The sequence below is a fragment of the Flavobacterium gelatinilyticum genome (assembly GCF_027111295.1).
In the GTDB taxonomy this organism is placed as follows: Bacteria; Bacteroidota; Bacteroidia; order Flavobacteriales; family Flavobacteriaceae; genus Flavobacterium; species Flavobacterium gelatinilyticum.
In genome coordinates, this window is the sequence record NZ_CP114287.1 from 4418612 (window position 1) to 4435435 (window position 16824).

Below are 16824 nucleotides of genomic sequence, written 5' to 3' on the forward strand. Positions count from 1 at the left end.
TTTTTCTAAACATCTTTACCTTAGTAAAATTCAATAAAACCAAAAATTACAATCAAAAATAGTATATTTGATAATTGAATATAATTTATCGATGAGAAAGTACTTTAAATATATAGCCTTAGTAATTATCGGAACGTTGATTAGCTGCCGGGAAGAAGTTCAAAAACCGAAAGTAAGCTACGCTGCTTCAAACAAAGTAAGTATTGCGAAAACCGATACGACTCAAATTGAGATCGCCGATCTTCCGATTCAGATGGAAGGAACGAATTATTTAATTCACCCAGTTGGGGATTTAAGAGTTTTGGAAAGAGGATCGAAAGCTAGATTTGGTACTTCAAGTGTAAATGACGTCAGTTTTACCATTTCTAATTTAGGTGAATATGAAATTACGGGTTATCTTCAGAACTTAAAATTCCAAAAAGTCGATTCAGATTCGATTCGACCTTTATCTGATAAACCGGTTTTAATTTTAACGGCTACTTATTTGAAAACTGTTGCAGATAGAACACATAATAATATTATGGTTTACACACTGACAGATTCAGACACTAATAAAGACGGGAAAATTGATACCAGCGATATTAAAACTTTATATTTAAGTGATATCAGCGGTGAAAATTTTACTAAAGTTTCAGCTGATTTAGAAGAATTAGTAGATTGGAACTTAATCGAATCTAAAAACCGTTTGTATTTCAGAACTATCGAAGATACCAACCAAAATGGTCAGTTTGATAAAAACGATGTGTTGCATTATAATTATATAGATCTGGCTTCTAAAAAATGGGAAGTTAAGGCTTATAAGCCTATTTAAAGGTTTTGAGGTGCTGAGATTCTAAGGTGCTAAGGTTTTGCCACAGATTAAAAAGATTAGAGAGGATTTTCCTCTTTTATAAAATAAAGAAACCGTTTAGGAAATAAATTTCTAAACGGTTTTCTTTTATTTTTAGTTACGATTGTGAATTAATTTAAAACCTTTAATAATGGGTAAGAAAAAAGCTCAGCACCTTAAATTAAAATATCACTTTCCAGATCTGATTTTTCGATTTCAAAACCAAAATCCAGACGTTCCACTAATTCTATTACCAGTTTTTTATACCAGTTTTCAGATTTTGGATGAATGTAGATTTTCTCAATTAACTGATTGATATCAACATTAATTTTTATTCCGTCGTTTAGTTTGATATTGCTTTTTGATGTGTCGGTAAGGATGCGGACTTCGCGCTCGTACTGAAAACTTTTTCTTTTAAAGAGAAAGGGAAAAAATAAATCATCAAACGGAATGTATTCTTTTTTATAATCTATATAGTTTACTTCGCCAATATACTGGTCAAAGTTGTTTTCTGGCTTTACTGCTTTTTGCAGTCTTCCAATTGTAGACTGTATGGCTAAACCTTCGTTATTTTTTGTAAAAATCTGCCACATGGCAAACGATTCGTATTCGTTAATATGCCAGCTGCTAATGGCTGTTTTTTCGCGTTGTGTTTTGTAGTAATTTAAAAAGTCAGGATTGTCAATGGCGAGTTTTTTAATCTCTTCGTAAGTAGGTTCGCTGAAAGTTCCTTCGTATTGATCTTCAAACTTGTCCGAACGCGACATGAATAATTTCTTTGAAAGCAATAAATCCAAAAATTTCGATAAATCAAGGTATTTCCAAACTATGGTATCAGGATCGTCTGGTAATTTTATGTTTGGATTGTTCAGATACATTTCAGAAGGCGTTACAGGATTTGCTTTTTAATCAACCTAAAGTTATAAAAAATAAACACAGATTAAAGAAATTAAACGGAGTTTTAATATTTCCTTAATCTGTGTAAATGAATCGGGTAATAGGTGTCTTACGATTCGAAAGACTGCATGGTTACCAGTTTATTATAAGTGCCGTTTAGCGCAATTAACTGTTCGTGAGTTCCCTGCTCAACGATTCGTCCTTTTTGCATTACAACAATCACATCTGCTTTTTGAATAGTCGAAAGTCGGTGTGCAATTACGATCGAAGTTCTGTTCTGCATCATGTTTTCAAGCGCCACCTGAACGAATTTTTCGCTTTCGGTATCCAATGCAGATGTTGCTTCATCCAGAATCATAATCGGCGGATTTTTTAGTACAGCGCGGGCAATTGATAAACGTTGTTTCTGTCCTCCCGAAAGTTTGTTTCCACTGTCGCCAATGTTAGTGTAAATTCCAAGAGGCAGTTCTTTTACAAACTCATACGCATTGGCAATTTTAAGCGCCTCGATAATCTCGTCATCTGTTGCGTCTAATTTTCCTAAAGAAATATTGGCTTTAATAGTGTCGTTAAATAAAATACTGTCCTGAGTTACCAGTCCCATCAAACTGCGAAGCGAATGAAGATCCATATCTTTAATATTAATGCCGTCAATAGAAATCGAGCCGTCATTAACATCGTAGAAACGGGTAAGTAAGTTGGCAATTGTACTTTTACCGCTTCCTGATTGTCCAACAAGAGCAACAGTCTGTCCTTTTTGAATTTGAAGAGAAAAATCTTTTAAAACCGTTTCGTCTTCATATTTAAAATTAATATTCTGAACAGCTATATTGTTGTCAAAAGTAGTTTTTTCAACTGCTTTTTCTTTTGAAACAATCGTATTTTCCTGATCTAAAATTTCAAGAACACGTTCTGCGGCGGCATTTCCTCTTTTAACTCCGTAAGAAGCTTTAGAAATCGCCTTTGCAGGAGTCAGAATGTTATAAGCAAGTCCCATATAAGCAATAAAGGCTGCGCCGTCTAATGTTTTGTCAATTAAAACCATTTGTCCTCCGTACCAAAGCAATACTGCAATTACGGTAATTCCCATAAATTCACTTGCAGGAGAAGCCAGGTTCTGACGGTTTCCAATGCTGTTTGATAAAGAGAAAAAACGATCAGTAGAATTTTGGAAAATACCATTGAAATATTTTTCAGCATTGTATCCTTTTACCACTTTTAATCCGCCTATTGTTTCTTCGATAGTAGATAAAAAAGTCCCTTGTTCCTGCTGTGCTTTTGTAGATTGTTTTTTAAGCTGTTTTCCAATTATGGAAATTAAATAACCCGATACCGGAATAAAAATAAATACGAACAATGTTAGTTTGGCGCTGATAATCAGCATTGCAATAATAGTAAAAACAATTGTAAGCGGTTCTTTTACAATGAGTTCCAGTATGGCAAGAAAAGAAGTCTGAACTTCGTTGACATCGGCAGAAATTCTGGAGATAACATCTCCTTTTCTTTTTTCAGAATAAAAAGCCAAAGGCAGTTCCAGTGTTTTTTTGTACATCGCATTTCGCATATCTCTTAAAACACCGTTTCTTAGAAAAGTGATAAAAAACATCGCTAAATAATCGGCCAGGTTTTTTAATAAAAAGATAGAAATAATTACGCTTACCATAACCGCAAGTGTAAATCCTGTGTTGTGGCTGTCTGTGGTAGTTGTAATGTAGTAGCTTAAATAATCTTCACCATATTGTTTGATATGCGTAATTCCTTCGTAAGTTGGAATGGTGGTGTTTCTTTTTGTTTTGTCAAACAGCACCTGAATCATCGGGATCAATGCCATAAAGGATAGTGTACTGAAAAGAGCGTACAAAACATTAAAGAAAATGTTTAGGAATGCGTATTTTTTATATGGATATATAAAAGGAACTATTTTTTTGAAATTACTCATTTTTGTGAATATTGTTTTTTTTGCTATGGTAATGACTCTTACGAGTTTAATTTGTTTTTGAGATATTTTAAGCTACAAAAGTAATTCAATTGATCTATTTTCAATTTCTTTTGGTTGTTTTTCTTTTAAATGACAAAGACATTACAACTTTGAACAGTGCATTCAAAGCTGTAATGTCTTAAAAATACTATTTAGTGTAGTGAAACTGTGTTTTTATATTATTTAGTTCAACTTCATGTCAGAAATAATATTCTGGATTTTCTGATCTAAGAAACTTTCAGCTTCATCAAAATCTGAAACCGATTCGATTTCGGCATTTACGCTGATGTAGAATTTAATCTTAGGTTCTGTTCCGCTAGGTCTTGCACAGATTTTAGAACCGTCTTCTGTATAATAAATCAATACGTTTGATTTTGGAATATCCATAGAAGATTCTTCATTAGTCAATAAATTCAATGCAGTCGAAGACTGGTAATCCTCGACCATAACCACACGCTGCCCATTGATTTCTTTTAGGGGATTTTGGCGTAAATCTATCATCATCTGGTTGATTTCCTCTAAACCTTCCATTCCTTTTTTAGTTAAAGAAACCAGGTATTCTTTGTAGAAACCGTTTTCAACATATAATTGTAAAAGTTCTTTGTAAACAGAGCTTCCTGCAGCTTTTGCCTGTGCAGCCACCTCGCATATTAATAAAGTAGCAGCAACCGCATCTTTGTCTCTTACTGCATCGCCAACCATAAAACCAAAGCTTTCTTCACCGCCGCCAATAAATTGAAGTTCCGGGAAATCTACGATCATTTTGGCAATCCATTTAAATCCGGTTAATCCTACTTTGCATTCAACACCATAGCTTGATGCTAGTTCCATCATCATAGGGGTTGAAACGATTGTAGAACCCACGAATTGTTTACCGTTAAGTTTACCTGCTTTTTTCCATTGTTTCAATAAGAAAGAAGTCATTAGAACCATTGTCTGGTTTCCGTTCAGTAAAATCATTTTACCGTCGTTGTTACGAACAGCAACACCTAAGCGGTCACAGTCAGGATCTGTACCCACAACAATGTCTGAATTGGTTTTGTCAGCCAGAGCCAGAGCCATTGTTAAAGCCTCAGGTTCTTCAGGGTTAGGTGATTTTACAGTTGGGAAATTCCCGTCCGGAACAGCCTGTTCAGGCACAATGTGAACGTTTTTGTAACCGGCCTGCGATAAAGTGTCCGGAATAGATTTTATAGAAGTTCCGTGCAGTGAAGTAAAAACAATATGAAGGTTGTCTTTGGCTTCTGCCGGAGTATTAAAACTTGCGTTTTCGATAGATGATTTTACAAACGCTTTGTCGATTTCGGTATCAATATACTGAATCAGGCTTTCGTTTGCATTAAATTTGATTTTATCGTAACCCAGATTTTCGATTACTTTAATGATTTCGCCGTCCTGAGGAGGAACGATTTGTCCGCCATCCTGCCAGTAAACTTTATATCCGTTGTATTCCGGCGGATTGTGTGAAGCCGTAAGAACGATACCGCACTGGCAGCCTAAATATTTAAGAGCAAAAGATAATTCCGGAGTAGGTCGTAAGTCTGAGAATAAATAAACCTGGATTCCGTTTGCCGAAAATACATCAGCTACCACTTTTGCCAGAGTATTACTGTTGTGACGGCAGTCGTAAGCAATGACTACTTTTAAAGGCTCGTTTGGAAAAACTTTGTGAAGATAATCAGATAATCCCTGTGTGTTTTTTCCAAGCGTATATTTGTTGATTCTGTTATTTCCAATTCCCATAACACCACGCATGCCTCCAGTTCCAAACTCAAGGTTTTTATAGAAACTTTCTTCAAGTTCTTTTGGCGAAGTAGTCATTAATTCTTTAACTGCGGCTTGTGTTTCCTGGTCAAATGTAGGTGTCAGCCATTCGTTGACTGCATCTAATATATTAGGAGCTATATTCATGTAAATGTCTTTTTAAAATGTTTAATCTAAGGTAGAATTTTTTCAGGAGAAATTTCCTGCTGTGTAAAAAAATTACAGCGGTTTTTTTGTTGTAATAATTTGTCATAAAAAGCCCTTTCTCCTGATGATTTCAGGGGAAAGGGAAGTTGTTTTTTTGTTAAAAGTTAACCTCGCGTGAAACTTTGTATCTTTCTTCGTTGTTTTTGGTTCTTAAAATAATTTCACCTAAGAAACCTGCCAGAAACAGCTGCGTTCCCAGAATCATGGTAGTTAAGGCAATATAAAACCAGGGATTATTGGTTACCAGGCTGTATTTCATTCCGTTGTACATGTGGAATAATTTTGAAACCCCAATGTATCCGGCAGATAAAAATCCGATAATGAACATAAGAGATCCCATGGCTCCAAATAAGTGCATAGGTCTTTTTCCGAATCTTGATAAAAACCAGATTGTAATTAAATCAAGGAATCCGTTTATAAAACGTTCCATTCCAAACTTGGTTTCTCCGTATTTTCTGGCCTGGTGAATAACCACTTTTTCGCCAATTTTTGCAAATCCTGCATTTTTGGCCAGAACAGGAATGTATCGGTGCATCTCGCCCGAAACTTCGATATTTTTTACAACGACATTTTTGTAAGCTTTTAAACCACAGTTAAAATCGTTTAATTCAACGCCCGAAGTTTTTCTGGCCGCCCAGTTAAATAATTTTGAAGGCAGGTTTTTTGCCACAACAGAGTCGTAACGTTTCTTTTTCCAGCCGGAAACCAAATCAAATTTCTGATTGATAATCATTTCATACAATTCAGGAATTTCATCCGGACTGTCCTGTAAATCGGCATCCATAGTAATAATAACATCACCTTTTGCCTTTGCAAACCCGGCATGTAAAGCCTGCGATTTTCCGAAGTTTTTCATGAAGCGAATACCTTTCACATTTGGGTTTTCGTTTGAAAAACCTTCGATAATCTGCCACGAATCATCTGTACTTCCATCATCTACAAAAATGATTTCATAAGAATAATTGTTAGACTGCATCACTTTAATAATCCATGCATAGAGTTCTTTTAGTGATTCCTCCTCGTTTAGAAGCGGTATTAGTATAGATAGATTCATTTATGTTTTTTATTCTTGAATAGTTTTGCTTTTAAAAATTGCTGCGAAAATTAATCCCAAAATGGCGCTGATTACCATAGCAAAAACTGATCCTTTTAATAATTCCAGAGTAGAATACGGATTTGTAAGTTTCATTTTTGCGATAGTTTCATTGATGGCCGCTGCCGGAGTTCCAAATTTCTGCATCATGCCAACTGTATATTTAATCATGATTTCGCTTAAGGTGTCTTTTGCAGCAGGGTCAATAACGTTAAATAAGAGAATATTAAAAAAAGTAGAAATTAAAATACCAACTACTGCAGCTATAAAATAAGTGGTAAAAGCTTCTTTAAAAGTAAAAACACCTTTTAATTCTCTCTTTGTTTTAGAAAGTAAAAGAATGCTGATTGTAATACTTATAGCTATTCCCAGTAAACCCATCCACCATGCGGTGAACAAATTTAAATCAACAGCATAAATAGTTGCAGTCACTAAAGCAGATGCAACACCAATCATTACACCATAGTTAATACCGTTCTTTTTTATAACTTCATTAATCATATTTCTATATGTTTTAAAATTAATCCACAAATATAGTAATTCCCCATTATGCTATGATAAAAAAAGCTTTCTGAATTTAACTAAAAAAAAGTGAGCTAAGTATTTGTTTATTAAAAAAGAATTGTAAATTTGCACACTCAAAAATAATTAAATTTTTAAACAAAAAGAGTGTTGTTTGTTTATACCTTTTCGGATTAAGGGAAAGCTTCAAAATAAAAATACTCCAAACAATAAATATAAAAGAAAAGATGAAAAAAGGAATTCACCCAGAAAATTACAGATTAGTTGCATTTAAAGACATGTCTAATGATGACGTTTTTATCACTAAATCTACAGCAGATACAAAAGAAACAATTGAAGTTGACGGAGTTGAGTATCCAGTTGTAAAAATGGAGATTTCCAGAACATCTCACCCATTTTATACTGGTAAATCTAAACTTATCGATACTGCAGGACGTATTGATAAATTCAAAACTAAATACGCAAAACACGCTAAAAAATAATAGCTGTTTTTATCTAATACAAAAGCCTTCCAATCTGGAAGGCTTTTTTTTATGGCCCCGAATTCACAAATTAGTACAGATGTTTGCAGGCACTTGATTTTACGAATGCTTTAAAAATACGTTTTCGCAAATAATAATTCGTCAATTCGCGGCTATTTCCTCATAATCATGCTTAATGTAAAACAGAAATATTTGTAACTTTGGTCTTGGTAACCAAACAAATTTTAACACATTAAATTAATTTTATGAATTACATTCTTTTTGACGGTCCCGTCCGGAATGCGCTATTACCTTTTACCTTTACACGCCCCGTTGCCGATATTTTAATCGGAATTATGACGATTCGTCAAAAATGGGAAGCCCGTTTAGGTTCGACAATAACAACAATTACTGAGGATTATCTTTCTGCCAAATTCCCGATGGTAGAAATGGAAGAAAATATCATGATAAATGCCGCGTATTTACCAAATGATATGCTTGCAGAACTGGTTTCGGATTTAAAACCAAATCAGGCTGTTTTTAAAGGAGACGATGTAATTGCTTTTTTCTCATCTGAAAATCAGGAAGAAGTTGATTTTGATTCGTATGAAATCATTCAATATAACGAGGAGAGCATTACGGTTGAACATACCTGGGATATTTTTTCTAAAAATGATGCCGCTATCCGTGCTGATTTTGCTTTTTTGACAGAAGACAGAAAATCGCAGCCAATCCCGAAAAGTGTAAACGTTATTGCGCCTGAAAATGTATTTATCGAAGAAGGGGCTAAATTGGAATTTGTAACTTTAAATGCGTCAACCGGACCTATATATATAGGTAAGAATACCGAAATTATGGAAGGAACTGTTATTCGCGGTCCTTTTGCATTATGCGAAAACGCCATGGTAAAAATGTCGGCTAAAGTCTACGGTGCTACAACTGTTGGGCCTGGATCCAGAATAGGAGGAGAGGTTAAAAATTCAGTTCTTTTTGCTAATTCAAATAAAGGACATGAAGGGTTTTTGGGTGATTCTGTTTTAGGTGAATGGTGTAATATTGGTGCAGATTCTAATAATTCAAACCTGAAGAATAACTACGAAGAAGTAAAATTATGGAGTTATGAAACAGAAGGTTTTGCAAAAACAGGACTTCAGTTTTGCGGCTTAATGATGGGAGATCACAGTAAATGCGGGATTAATACGATGTTTAATACCGGAACTGTGGTTGGGGTAAGTGCCAATATTTTCGGGTCTGGTTTTCCGCGTAATTTTGTTCCGAGTTTCTCCTGGGGCGGTGCAGCGGGATTTACGACTTATGTAACCAAAAAAGCTTTTGAAACGGCAAGACTTGTTATGAGCCGAAGAAATATTGATTTTGACGAAGTCGAATCTTCAATCTTAGAACACATTTTTGAAGAAACTAAAAAATGGAGAAAGGATTAATTAGATAATTAGTCAATTCGAAAATTAGATAATTATAAGCAAACCCGACAGGTTTTTAAAATCTGTCGGGTTTTGTTGTGTTTAATTTAGAAAATTATCCAATTGCGGCATTTCTCATTATCTAATTAGAAATTAGTCAACTCTGATAAAATTACCCTGAAGGTCAAATACTAAATCGATATTTTTATAAAGTTCTACTTTTATGTATGCTTTTTCATTGTCTATAGAAGTAACAAATTGATCTGGGTAGTTTGCTTTTGTATAGGTATCAATTTTTTCCGGGATCAATTCATTTGGGATTTCCTGATTATTTCCATCTATACTAATCCAGTTTCCATTGCTGTCGAAATCAATTTCGAAACGATTTGAAAGTGTAACGTCATAAGCTGTTCCGTTTGCAGCCTGAGTGTTTTTCTTCTCTGCCAGCCTGATTGATGCAGTTGGAAAATATGTGCTAATTAATGTTTTTGCTTTTTCCGGAAGAGCAGTCGGAGCTATAACAACTTCATTGTGATTGTCTCCATCATGGTCTATTCTCACAAAATCACCTTCTGGAGTAAATACAAGTTTTAAGCCATTAGATAATCCTACATCATATTTAGTTCTTTCGTTTTCAATTTGTACAATTTGAAAATCAGCATAGTTTTCTGTAACATAGGTCATAATTGTTTCAGGAATTAAAGCAGTTGGTATTGCCTTGTTTCCTCCGTCTATTTCAATCCAGTTTCCATTGATGTCAAAATCAATTTCAAATCCATTTAGTAATGAAATATCATAAACCGATCCGTTCAAACCGGGTGTTTTTAGTTTTGATATATTTTTAAATCCAATGTTTGGAAAATAAGTATTAATAAACTCATTAGCAGGATTTGGTAAATTTGTATTTCTTATACCTGATTCATGATCATTGCTGCTGCATGAAGCGGTTGTTAGCAGAATCGATAAAGCTATAAGGCTTGATAAGATTACTTTTTTCATAGTTTTTCATTTTGGGTGATAATTAATTATCGATTCGTAAAAAATTTCCTTTCGAGTTAAATTCCAGTTCCAGCTCGTTGCTTAAATCTACTTTGTAGCCCCATCTTCCTTTGTCGATCTTGGTAATCGGAATTTTAGGATAATTTGTTTTTATATACGACAAAATGTTTTTTGGAATTATGCTTGAAGGAATCGAATTGTGATTGCCGTCCACTTCTTCCCAATTTCCTTTTCCGTCAAATTCTACTTTGGTAGTATTGGCAAATTGAACTTTATAATCTTTAGAGAATGTTTCTTTGTCTTCGATAATCGAAACAGGTTCCTGACCGGAAAAATGAGTCTTTAAAAAAGTCTGTGCGGCAACGGGCAGTTTCGTTTTTGCGATTACTGTTTTTTGCGCATTAGCCCAATATCCGCAGGTTAATCCTAAAAGAAGGCAGGCAGTGAGGTTTAATTTAGCTTTCATAAATTGATTGTTTATATTAAATACAAGTATATAAACTGAATCTGGAAACAATTAGGAAAAATAAAAGAAAAATACTACTTTTTTAAGAATGTGATTTTGAATTGATGACTAGTATTGAAAGTATATTCAATAGGAAGAGCATAATTGTTCAGGATAGATTTTACAATCGATAATCCAAGTCCTGTAGATTCATTTGTAGTTGTATTGCGATAAAATCGTCCAAAAACGACTTCTGAGTTTAATGGGATAACAGTACCGCTGTTTGAAATAACAAGGTTGTTTTTGTCGATGATAAAATTGACAAAACCATTTGTATGATTATGAATAATGGCATTTTTTAGCAAATTACTGATTAAGGCAGCGGCAAGGCCTTTGTTCATGGTGAAAAATAAAGAATCATTTTCAGTAACTGTAATCTTTACTTGTTTAAAATCGGCAAAATCCGAAAATTCATCCGTAAGTTCATTAATCAGCTTATTAAAGTTGATGTTTTCTTCTTCAGGAAATTGCTGGTTTTCTATTTTGGATAACATTAATAATGATTTGTTTAAGCGGGTCAATCGATTTAAAGTATCCGTTATTTTTCCAATTTCGATTATTTGTTCTTCGGTCAGAAGCATATTTTCTGCAAACAATTCCAATTTGTTTATACAAATTGCCAGCGGCGTCTGTAATTCGTGAGAAGCATTTTCGATAAATTGTTTCTGGCTCGAAAAAATAATTTCGTTTCGGCTGAGCATTTTTTCGACTTCAAGGGCTAAAACATTAAATTCATTTATAGGCGAATCTATTGGTTCCAGTTTATTTCCCGCACCCAGTTTAATTCCTTTCAGGTTTTCCAGAATGGTATGAAATGATTTCCATATTTTTTTTAGAAGCAGATGATTTACAGCTAAAATGCTAATGACAAGCATTATGTAAAGACCAATTAAAGCCAGGAATAAATCTTCCAGCAGTTCATCTTCTTCTACAATAGAAGCTTTTACAACTAACTCGTACGGATTTCCTTTGATATCGTTAAAAACTGTTTTTAAAATTCGTACAGGCTCATTGTCATTATCATATTCCATGAATTCTTTTGTAGTTAAGATTTCATCTTTAAAAGAATAACTGCCTTTTGGCAGCGGTTTAATGGTGAATTTATTTAGGCCGAATTCAGGTGTGTCCAATAATTTTTTATCTGCAAAAGCATGGCGGATAATTATCATTTTTGAATTTCTCAAATCATCATCAATATTGTCATATACTTCGTCTAAAATAAGGACATAAAAAATTCCGGCCCAGATTGGGATTATAATTAATAAAGTAAGTGCTAAATATTGAAGAGTATAGTTTTGTAATTTCATTACGTCATTTTATATCCAATTCCGTAAACAGCCTGAATATCAATTTCCGCCTGACTGTCTTTGAGTTTTTTTCGTAAATTTTTAATCTGTGAATATACAAAATCCAGATTATCTGCCTGATCGGTATGATCGCCCCACACGTATTCTGCAATGGCTGTTTTGTTGATTAAACGGTTAGGGTTGATGATAAAATAATATAGCAGATCAAATTCTTTCCGGTTCAAAACCAACTCCTGATTGTTTATTGAAACCGTTCTTTGTTCAGGAGAAAGTGAAATATTCTTCCAGATAATCAAATTATTACCATTATGATTGTGTCTTCTCATCGCCGATTTGATCCGGGCATGAAGTTCTGATAAATGGAAAGGTTTACTCAAATAATCATCGGCGCCCAAATTCAGTCCTTCGACCTTATCGTCTACCGCATCTTTAGCCGAAATGATGATAACGGCGCCCTGCTTTTTCAGCTTTTTTATTTCTTTAACAAGATGTAATCCGTTTCCGCCGGGAAGCATTATATCAATTAGGATGCAATCGTAATCGTAAGCGGCCAGTTTGTCAAAACCCGAAATGTAATCGTGCGCTGTTTCGACAATGTATTTTTCTTTTTCAAGTGACTGCTTCACCACTTCACGCAGACCAGCCTCATCTTCTATGATTAAAATTTTCATTATGCCTGTTTTTAGTGTATTTCAAATGTAAGAATACAATCTCAAAATAAGGCCGGCATTCTGGAAACATTTGGGAATAAGGTAATGAGATAATGCGGCAATTAGCAAATGAGATAATGTGGTAATTTGATAATTTGATAATTGGGTCATTGGATCATTGTCAATTACCAAACCGACAGGTTTTTAAATTAACATTGCGGTCGAAAAATCAAATCTCAAATTCAAAAACAACCTGACAGATTTAATTGCATTAAAAATTATTGAATTATCTAATAGTAACATTATCTAATTGTCGCATTGTCTAATTACCGCATTACTTAATTGCCACATTATTAATAGTATCTAAATAATAAATTGACACATTTTCTAATTGCCTAATTATCTAATTAATCTATCTTTGCAGCTTCAAAAAAATACTTGTTTTGAAATTCAAAAAACAAAACAGATAAAAACCTAAAAAATCTCAATGATTACAGTTAACGATATTTCAGTTCAGTTTGGCGGTACAACGTTATTCAGCGATGTTTCTTTTGCTATAAACGAGAATGATAAAATTGCCCTTATGGGTAAAAATGGTGCAGGAAAATCTACACTTTTAAAAATTATTGCAGGCGTTAACAAACCGTCGACCGGAAACATTTCGGCTCCAAAAGAAGCCGTTATTGCTTATCTGCCTCAGCATTTACTGGCAGAAGACGGTGCAACGGTTATGGAAGAAGCATCAAAAGCGTTTAGTGAAGTTTTTAAAATGAAAGCTGAAATTGATGAAATCAATGAGCAGTTAACCGTTCGTACAGATTACGAAAGCGACGAGTACATGAAACTGATTGAAAGAGTTTCTGACTTAAGCGAGAAATTTTATGCTATAGAAGAAGTAAATTACGAAGCCGAAGTTGAAAAAGTACTAAGCGGTCTTGGATTCGAACGTGAAGATTTTGCACGCCAGACTTCTGAATTTTCGGGAGGATGGAGAATGCGTATCGAGCTGGCAAAAATTTTATTGAGAAAACCTGATTTAATTCTGCTGGATGAGCCTACCAACCACATGGATATCGAAAGTATTCAATGGTTAGAGGAATTTTTACTGACTCAGGCAAAAGCAGTGGTAGTAATCTCGCACGACAGGGCGTTTGTAGATAATATTACAAACCGTACTATCGAGGTTACTATGGGAAGAATTTACGATTATAAAGCAAAATATTCTCATTATTTAGAATTAAGAAAAGACCGTCGTATACATCAGCAGAAAGCCTACGACGAACAGCAGAAAATGATTGCGGAGAACAGAGCGTTTATTGAGCGTTTTAAAGGAACTTTCTCTAAAACAGATGCTGTTCAGTCTCGTGTAAAAATGCTTGAAAAACTCGAAATCGTTCAGGTTGACGAAGTAGATACATCGGCATTACGTTTAAAATTCCCGCCGGCACCCCGATCAGGACAATATCCTGTTGTTGTAAAAGAAATGTCGAAATCGTACGGTGATCATGTGGTGTTTAAAGATGCCAATATCGTAATCGAGCGCGGACAAAAAGTGGCTTTTGTTGGGAAGAACGGAGAAGGAAAATCAACAATGATCAAAGCTATTATGAAAGAAATAGGAGTTGATTCCGGAAGCGTTGAAATTGGACACAATGCCCAAATTGGTTATTTTGCCCAAAATCAGGCTTCCTTATTAGATGAAAACGCTACTATTTTTGAAACAATTGATAATATTGCTGTTGGGGATATCAGGACACAAATTAAAAATATCTTAGGAGCGTTTATGTTCCAGGGAGACGATATTACCAAAAAAGTAAAAGTACTTTCAGGAGGAGAAAAAACTCGTCTGGCCATGATTAAATTATTGCTGGAACCGGTGAATTTGTTAATTCTGGATGAGCCTTCGAATCACCTTGACATGAAAACCAAAGACATTATTAAAGATGCCTTACGTGATTTTGACGGAACTCTGATCCTGGTTTCTCACGATCGTGATTTCCTTGACGGACTGGCAACGAAGGTTTTTGAGTTTGGAAACAAAAGGGTAAAAGAACATTTTGAAGATGTGGCAGGTTTCCTGGCGCACAAAAAAATGGATTCTATGAGAGAAATCGAAAAATAAGAAAATACCATCAAATAAATTACAAAAAGCATAAGTTAAGTCTTATGCTTTTTTTTATGGCTTCACGTCTCGGAATTTAGAAGTTATAAGACTATAAACCATGATTTTAATCAGGTTTTGGAATAGTTTATAGGATTATTTTTGGCGCCGGAATAAAAGTTTATTCTTACATTGAAATAATTCTTAAATATGAATCGAATGTCTGTTTTTTCAGGCTCTAAAGTCTGGCTTTTTGTTTTGTTGTTTCCTTTTCTTTCTATTGGGCAGGCTGTAGAGCCCAATTCTCAGATAAAATACCCGCAGTTTAAATTTCAGGGACTTTTTCAGGCACGTTACCTAAACGGATTGACTAAAGATATTGATGCGGTTTCAGGACAGCATCATGTAGATGACAATGCAGTCGAAAGTACATTTGATATTAAAAGAATGCGTGTAGGGGTTGAAGCCGCATTAGGTGAACGATTTGACTTGTTTGTTTTGGCGAATCTGGCAGAATTTAAAACAGATCCAAAAAATAAAGTGCTGGAAAATGCTTTTGCGAGATATATTTTTAATAAAAACTTCGGTATTATCGTGGGGCAGTTCAGACCTGCATTTGGAATAGAGGAATTAAATCCTGCCGATATTCTTAAATCATTCGATTATTCAAATCAGTATACAGAATTTGGGAATAACGGCTGGGCCAGTTTTCAAATCGGGGCTTCTGTGTTTGGAGACTTTAAACTGGGCGCAGTTCCGGTAACGTATGCTGTTTCTGCAGTAAATGGAAACGGAAGGGATCAGGTTTCGGATAAAGACAATGGCAAACAATATTCTTCAAGACTGGGATTTGAGTTAAATAAAAAACACAATATTGTTTTTGGACTGAACGGCGGAATTGGAGAAGTTTTTAAAAGCAAGGTTTTTGCTGTAGGTCTTGATCTTGCCGCCGATTTTAAACTGGCTGATAAACTGCTGCTGCAAACTCAAATTGAAGCAAAACAGGGAACGAATCATTATTTGTATTATTCACTTCCGGCTGATGCGAGAACCACAAACCTGAACCAATATCAAATGAGAGGTATTTATTTTCTGCCTAATCTGAGATATGAAATTCGGTATCAAAAATTAACAGCAATAGAGTTTTCGTGCCGTTATGAATATTTTGACAAAAGTTTTAAAATAGATTCAAATGCAAGGCAGACTTTTACGCCAATGACGGGATTAGAATTCGGGAAAGGTTATACAGGCCGTATAGAAATAGGAATGCAGCTCGACAATTACAAGCGTAATATTGCCAATACAACAGCCTACGATAATAACCTGTTTATTATGCAGTTTCAGGGCAGGTTCTTTTAAAAAAAAAATAATAATTTAAAAAAAAAGACATACGTTATTCGTGTGTCTTTTTTTAGTATTGCATTGATTGGTACTATTTTGAATAATTGCAGGAAGTTCTGCCGGGATTAGATTTGGTTTAAGGAACCTTAACCCACATGTCCGGCTCCCGTATTCTTCGGGAGCTCGTAACCAGACTTGTGTTGTTTGTTATATAGTTTATAAACTTTGTGTTTAGATTCTGATTCCCGGAGGAAGCAATTCTTTGTATTTTGGATTTTTTTTGAAAAATGCCGCAATTTTTGGGTGAATAGGAACTACTCTGAAATTTTTCTCGGTGCTTAATTCCATAATATTTTTAAGCAGTATGTCGATTACAGACTGGTTTTCAAAGTTTTCAGGCGTATTTATTTTAGTTAAAAAGATTTTCTTTTCCTGAAAAGAGTATTCTACGCTTAATAATCCTTCAGGGACTGTGGCTTCAAATTGTCTTGCAAAAGTATTGTCTTTGATTTCCATAGTTAAAGTAGGTTCCATATTTGTCATGTTTTTGGGGTGGATAAAAAATATTAGAAAAAGAACGTGGGAAAATGTATCAAATAAAAAATGATTTGATATGCCGTATAAATACTGTGTATTATGAGTGCAAAGTTAATCATTTGATTTTCAATATCGAATGTTTTTGGGAAGTTTAAGGCGAAAGTAAGGTAATACGTCGTTTTTGTAATTTAATTTGTTTTAATATAGAATTG

General features: G+C 34.4%; 15 protein-coding genes. 5 read left to right on the top strand and 10 right to left on the bottom strand.

Annotated elements, in window-relative coordinates; all coding sequences use genetic code 11:
• Positions 1 to 91 precede the first annotated feature (91 nt).
• Positions 92 to 811 (top strand): CREC-EF hand family protein, encoded by a 720-nt coding sequence (locus OZP11_RS18990; RefSeq protein ID WP_281232080.1) that lies wholly within the window; start codon positions 92 to 94, stop codon positions 809 to 811.
• Between the two features lie 194 nt (positions 812 to 1005).
• Here the strand turns inward: OZP11_RS18990 and OZP11_RS18995 are convergent, their stop codons facing one another.
• From OZP11_RS18995 to OZP11_RS19015, 5 genes are all read right to left on the bottom strand, one after another.
• Positions 1006 to 1707 carry a hypothetical protein gene (locus OZP11_RS18995; RefSeq protein ID WP_281232081.1) on the bottom strand — a complete coding sequence of 234 codons (702 nt, stop codon included), beginning with the start codon at positions 1705 to 1707 and terminating at the stop codon, positions 1006 to 1008.
• 128 nt (positions 1708 to 1835) lie between these two features.
• Positions 1836 to 3665, bottom strand: coding sequence for an ABC transporter ATP-binding protein (locus OZP11_RS19000; protein WP_281232082.1), 1830 nt, complete (start codon positions 3663 to 3665; stop codon positions 1836 to 1838).
• Between the two features lie 222 nt (positions 3666 to 3887).
• Positions 3888 to 5615: a phospho-sugar mutase gene (locus OZP11_RS19005; RefSeq protein WP_281232083.1), complete on the bottom strand. Its 1728-nt coding sequence runs from the start codon at positions 5613 to 5615 to the stop codon at positions 3888 to 3890.
• 157 nt (positions 5616 to 5772) lie between these two features.
• Positions 5773 to 6729 carry a glycosyltransferase family 2 protein gene (locus OZP11_RS19010; protein ID WP_281232084.1) on the bottom strand — a complete coding sequence of 319 codons (957 nt, stop codon included), beginning with the start codon at positions 6727 to 6729 and terminating at the stop codon, positions 5773 to 5775.
• 9 nt (positions 6730 to 6738) lie between these two features.
• Entirely contained in the window at positions 6739 to 7269 is a 531-nt protein-coding gene (locus OZP11_RS19015; RefSeq protein ID WP_281232085.1) for a DUF4199 domain-containing protein, read from the bottom strand.
• Between the two features lie 248 nt (positions 7270 to 7517).
• On the opposite strand from OZP11_RS19015, the gene OZP11_RS19020 reads away from it, so the two are divergent.
• Complete coding sequence (locus tag OZP11_RS19020) at positions 7518 to 7772, top strand: type B 50S ribosomal protein L31 (RefSeq protein ID WP_011921626.1); 255 nt, start codon at positions 7518 to 7520, stop codon at positions 7770 to 7772.
• A gap of 245 nt (positions 7773 to 8017) precedes the next feature.
• Positions 8018 to 9193 (top strand): GlmU family protein, encoded by a 1176-nt coding sequence (locus OZP11_RS19025; protein WP_281232086.1) that lies wholly within the window; start codon positions 8018 to 8020, stop codon positions 9191 to 9193.
• 132 nt (positions 9194 to 9325) lie between these two features.
• Here OZP11_RS19025 and OZP11_RS19030 read toward each other — a convergent pair whose 3' ends face one another.
• The 4 genes from OZP11_RS19030 to OZP11_RS19045 form a co-directional block, all read right to left on the bottom strand.
• Positions 9326 to 10171 (bottom strand): PepSY-like domain-containing protein, encoded by an 846-nt coding sequence (locus tag OZP11_RS19030; protein WP_281232087.1) that lies wholly within the window; start codon positions 10169 to 10171, stop codon positions 9326 to 9328.
• A gap of 22 nt (positions 10172 to 10193) precedes the next feature.
• Positions 10194 to 10637 (bottom strand): PepSY-like domain-containing protein, encoded by a 444-nt coding sequence (locus tag OZP11_RS19035; protein ID WP_281232088.1) that lies wholly within the window; start codon positions 10635 to 10637, stop codon positions 10194 to 10196.
• Between the two features lie 74 nt (positions 10638 to 10711).
• Positions 10712 to 11983: a sensor histidine kinase gene (locus OZP11_RS19040; RefSeq protein WP_281232089.1), complete on the bottom strand. Its 1272-nt coding sequence runs from the start codon at positions 11981 to 11983 to the stop codon at positions 10712 to 10714.
• A complete protein-coding gene (locus tag OZP11_RS19045) occupies positions 11983 to 12654 on the bottom strand; it encodes a response regulator transcription factor (RefSeq protein WP_281232090.1) in 672 nt (223 codons plus the stop codon). The genes OZP11_RS19040 and OZP11_RS19045 overlap by 1 nt, the downstream gene beginning before the upstream one ends.
• Before the next feature lie 466 nt (positions 12655 to 13120).
• Here OZP11_RS19045 and OZP11_RS19050 point away from each other — a divergent pair, with 466 nt between their 5' ends.
• A complete protein-coding gene (locus OZP11_RS19050; RefSeq protein WP_281232091.1) occupies positions 13121 to 14755 on the top strand; it encodes an ABC-F family ATP-binding cassette domain-containing protein in 1635 nt (544 codons plus the stop codon).
• Positions 14756 to 14953: 198 nt separating this feature from the next.
• Entirely contained in the window at positions 14954 to 16093 is a 1140-nt protein-coding gene (locus tag OZP11_RS19055) for a porin (RefSeq protein ID WP_281232092.1), read from the top strand.
• A gap of 213 nt (positions 16094 to 16306) precedes the next feature.
• Here the strand turns inward: OZP11_RS19055 and OZP11_RS19060 are convergent, their stop codons facing one another.
• Positions 16307 to 16618 carry a GNAT family N-acetyltransferase gene (locus OZP11_RS19060; RefSeq protein ID WP_281232093.1) on the bottom strand — a complete coding sequence of 104 codons (312 nt, stop codon included), beginning with the start codon at positions 16616 to 16618 and terminating at the stop codon, positions 16307 to 16309.
• Between the last annotated feature and the right edge of the window lie 206 nt (positions 16619 to 16824).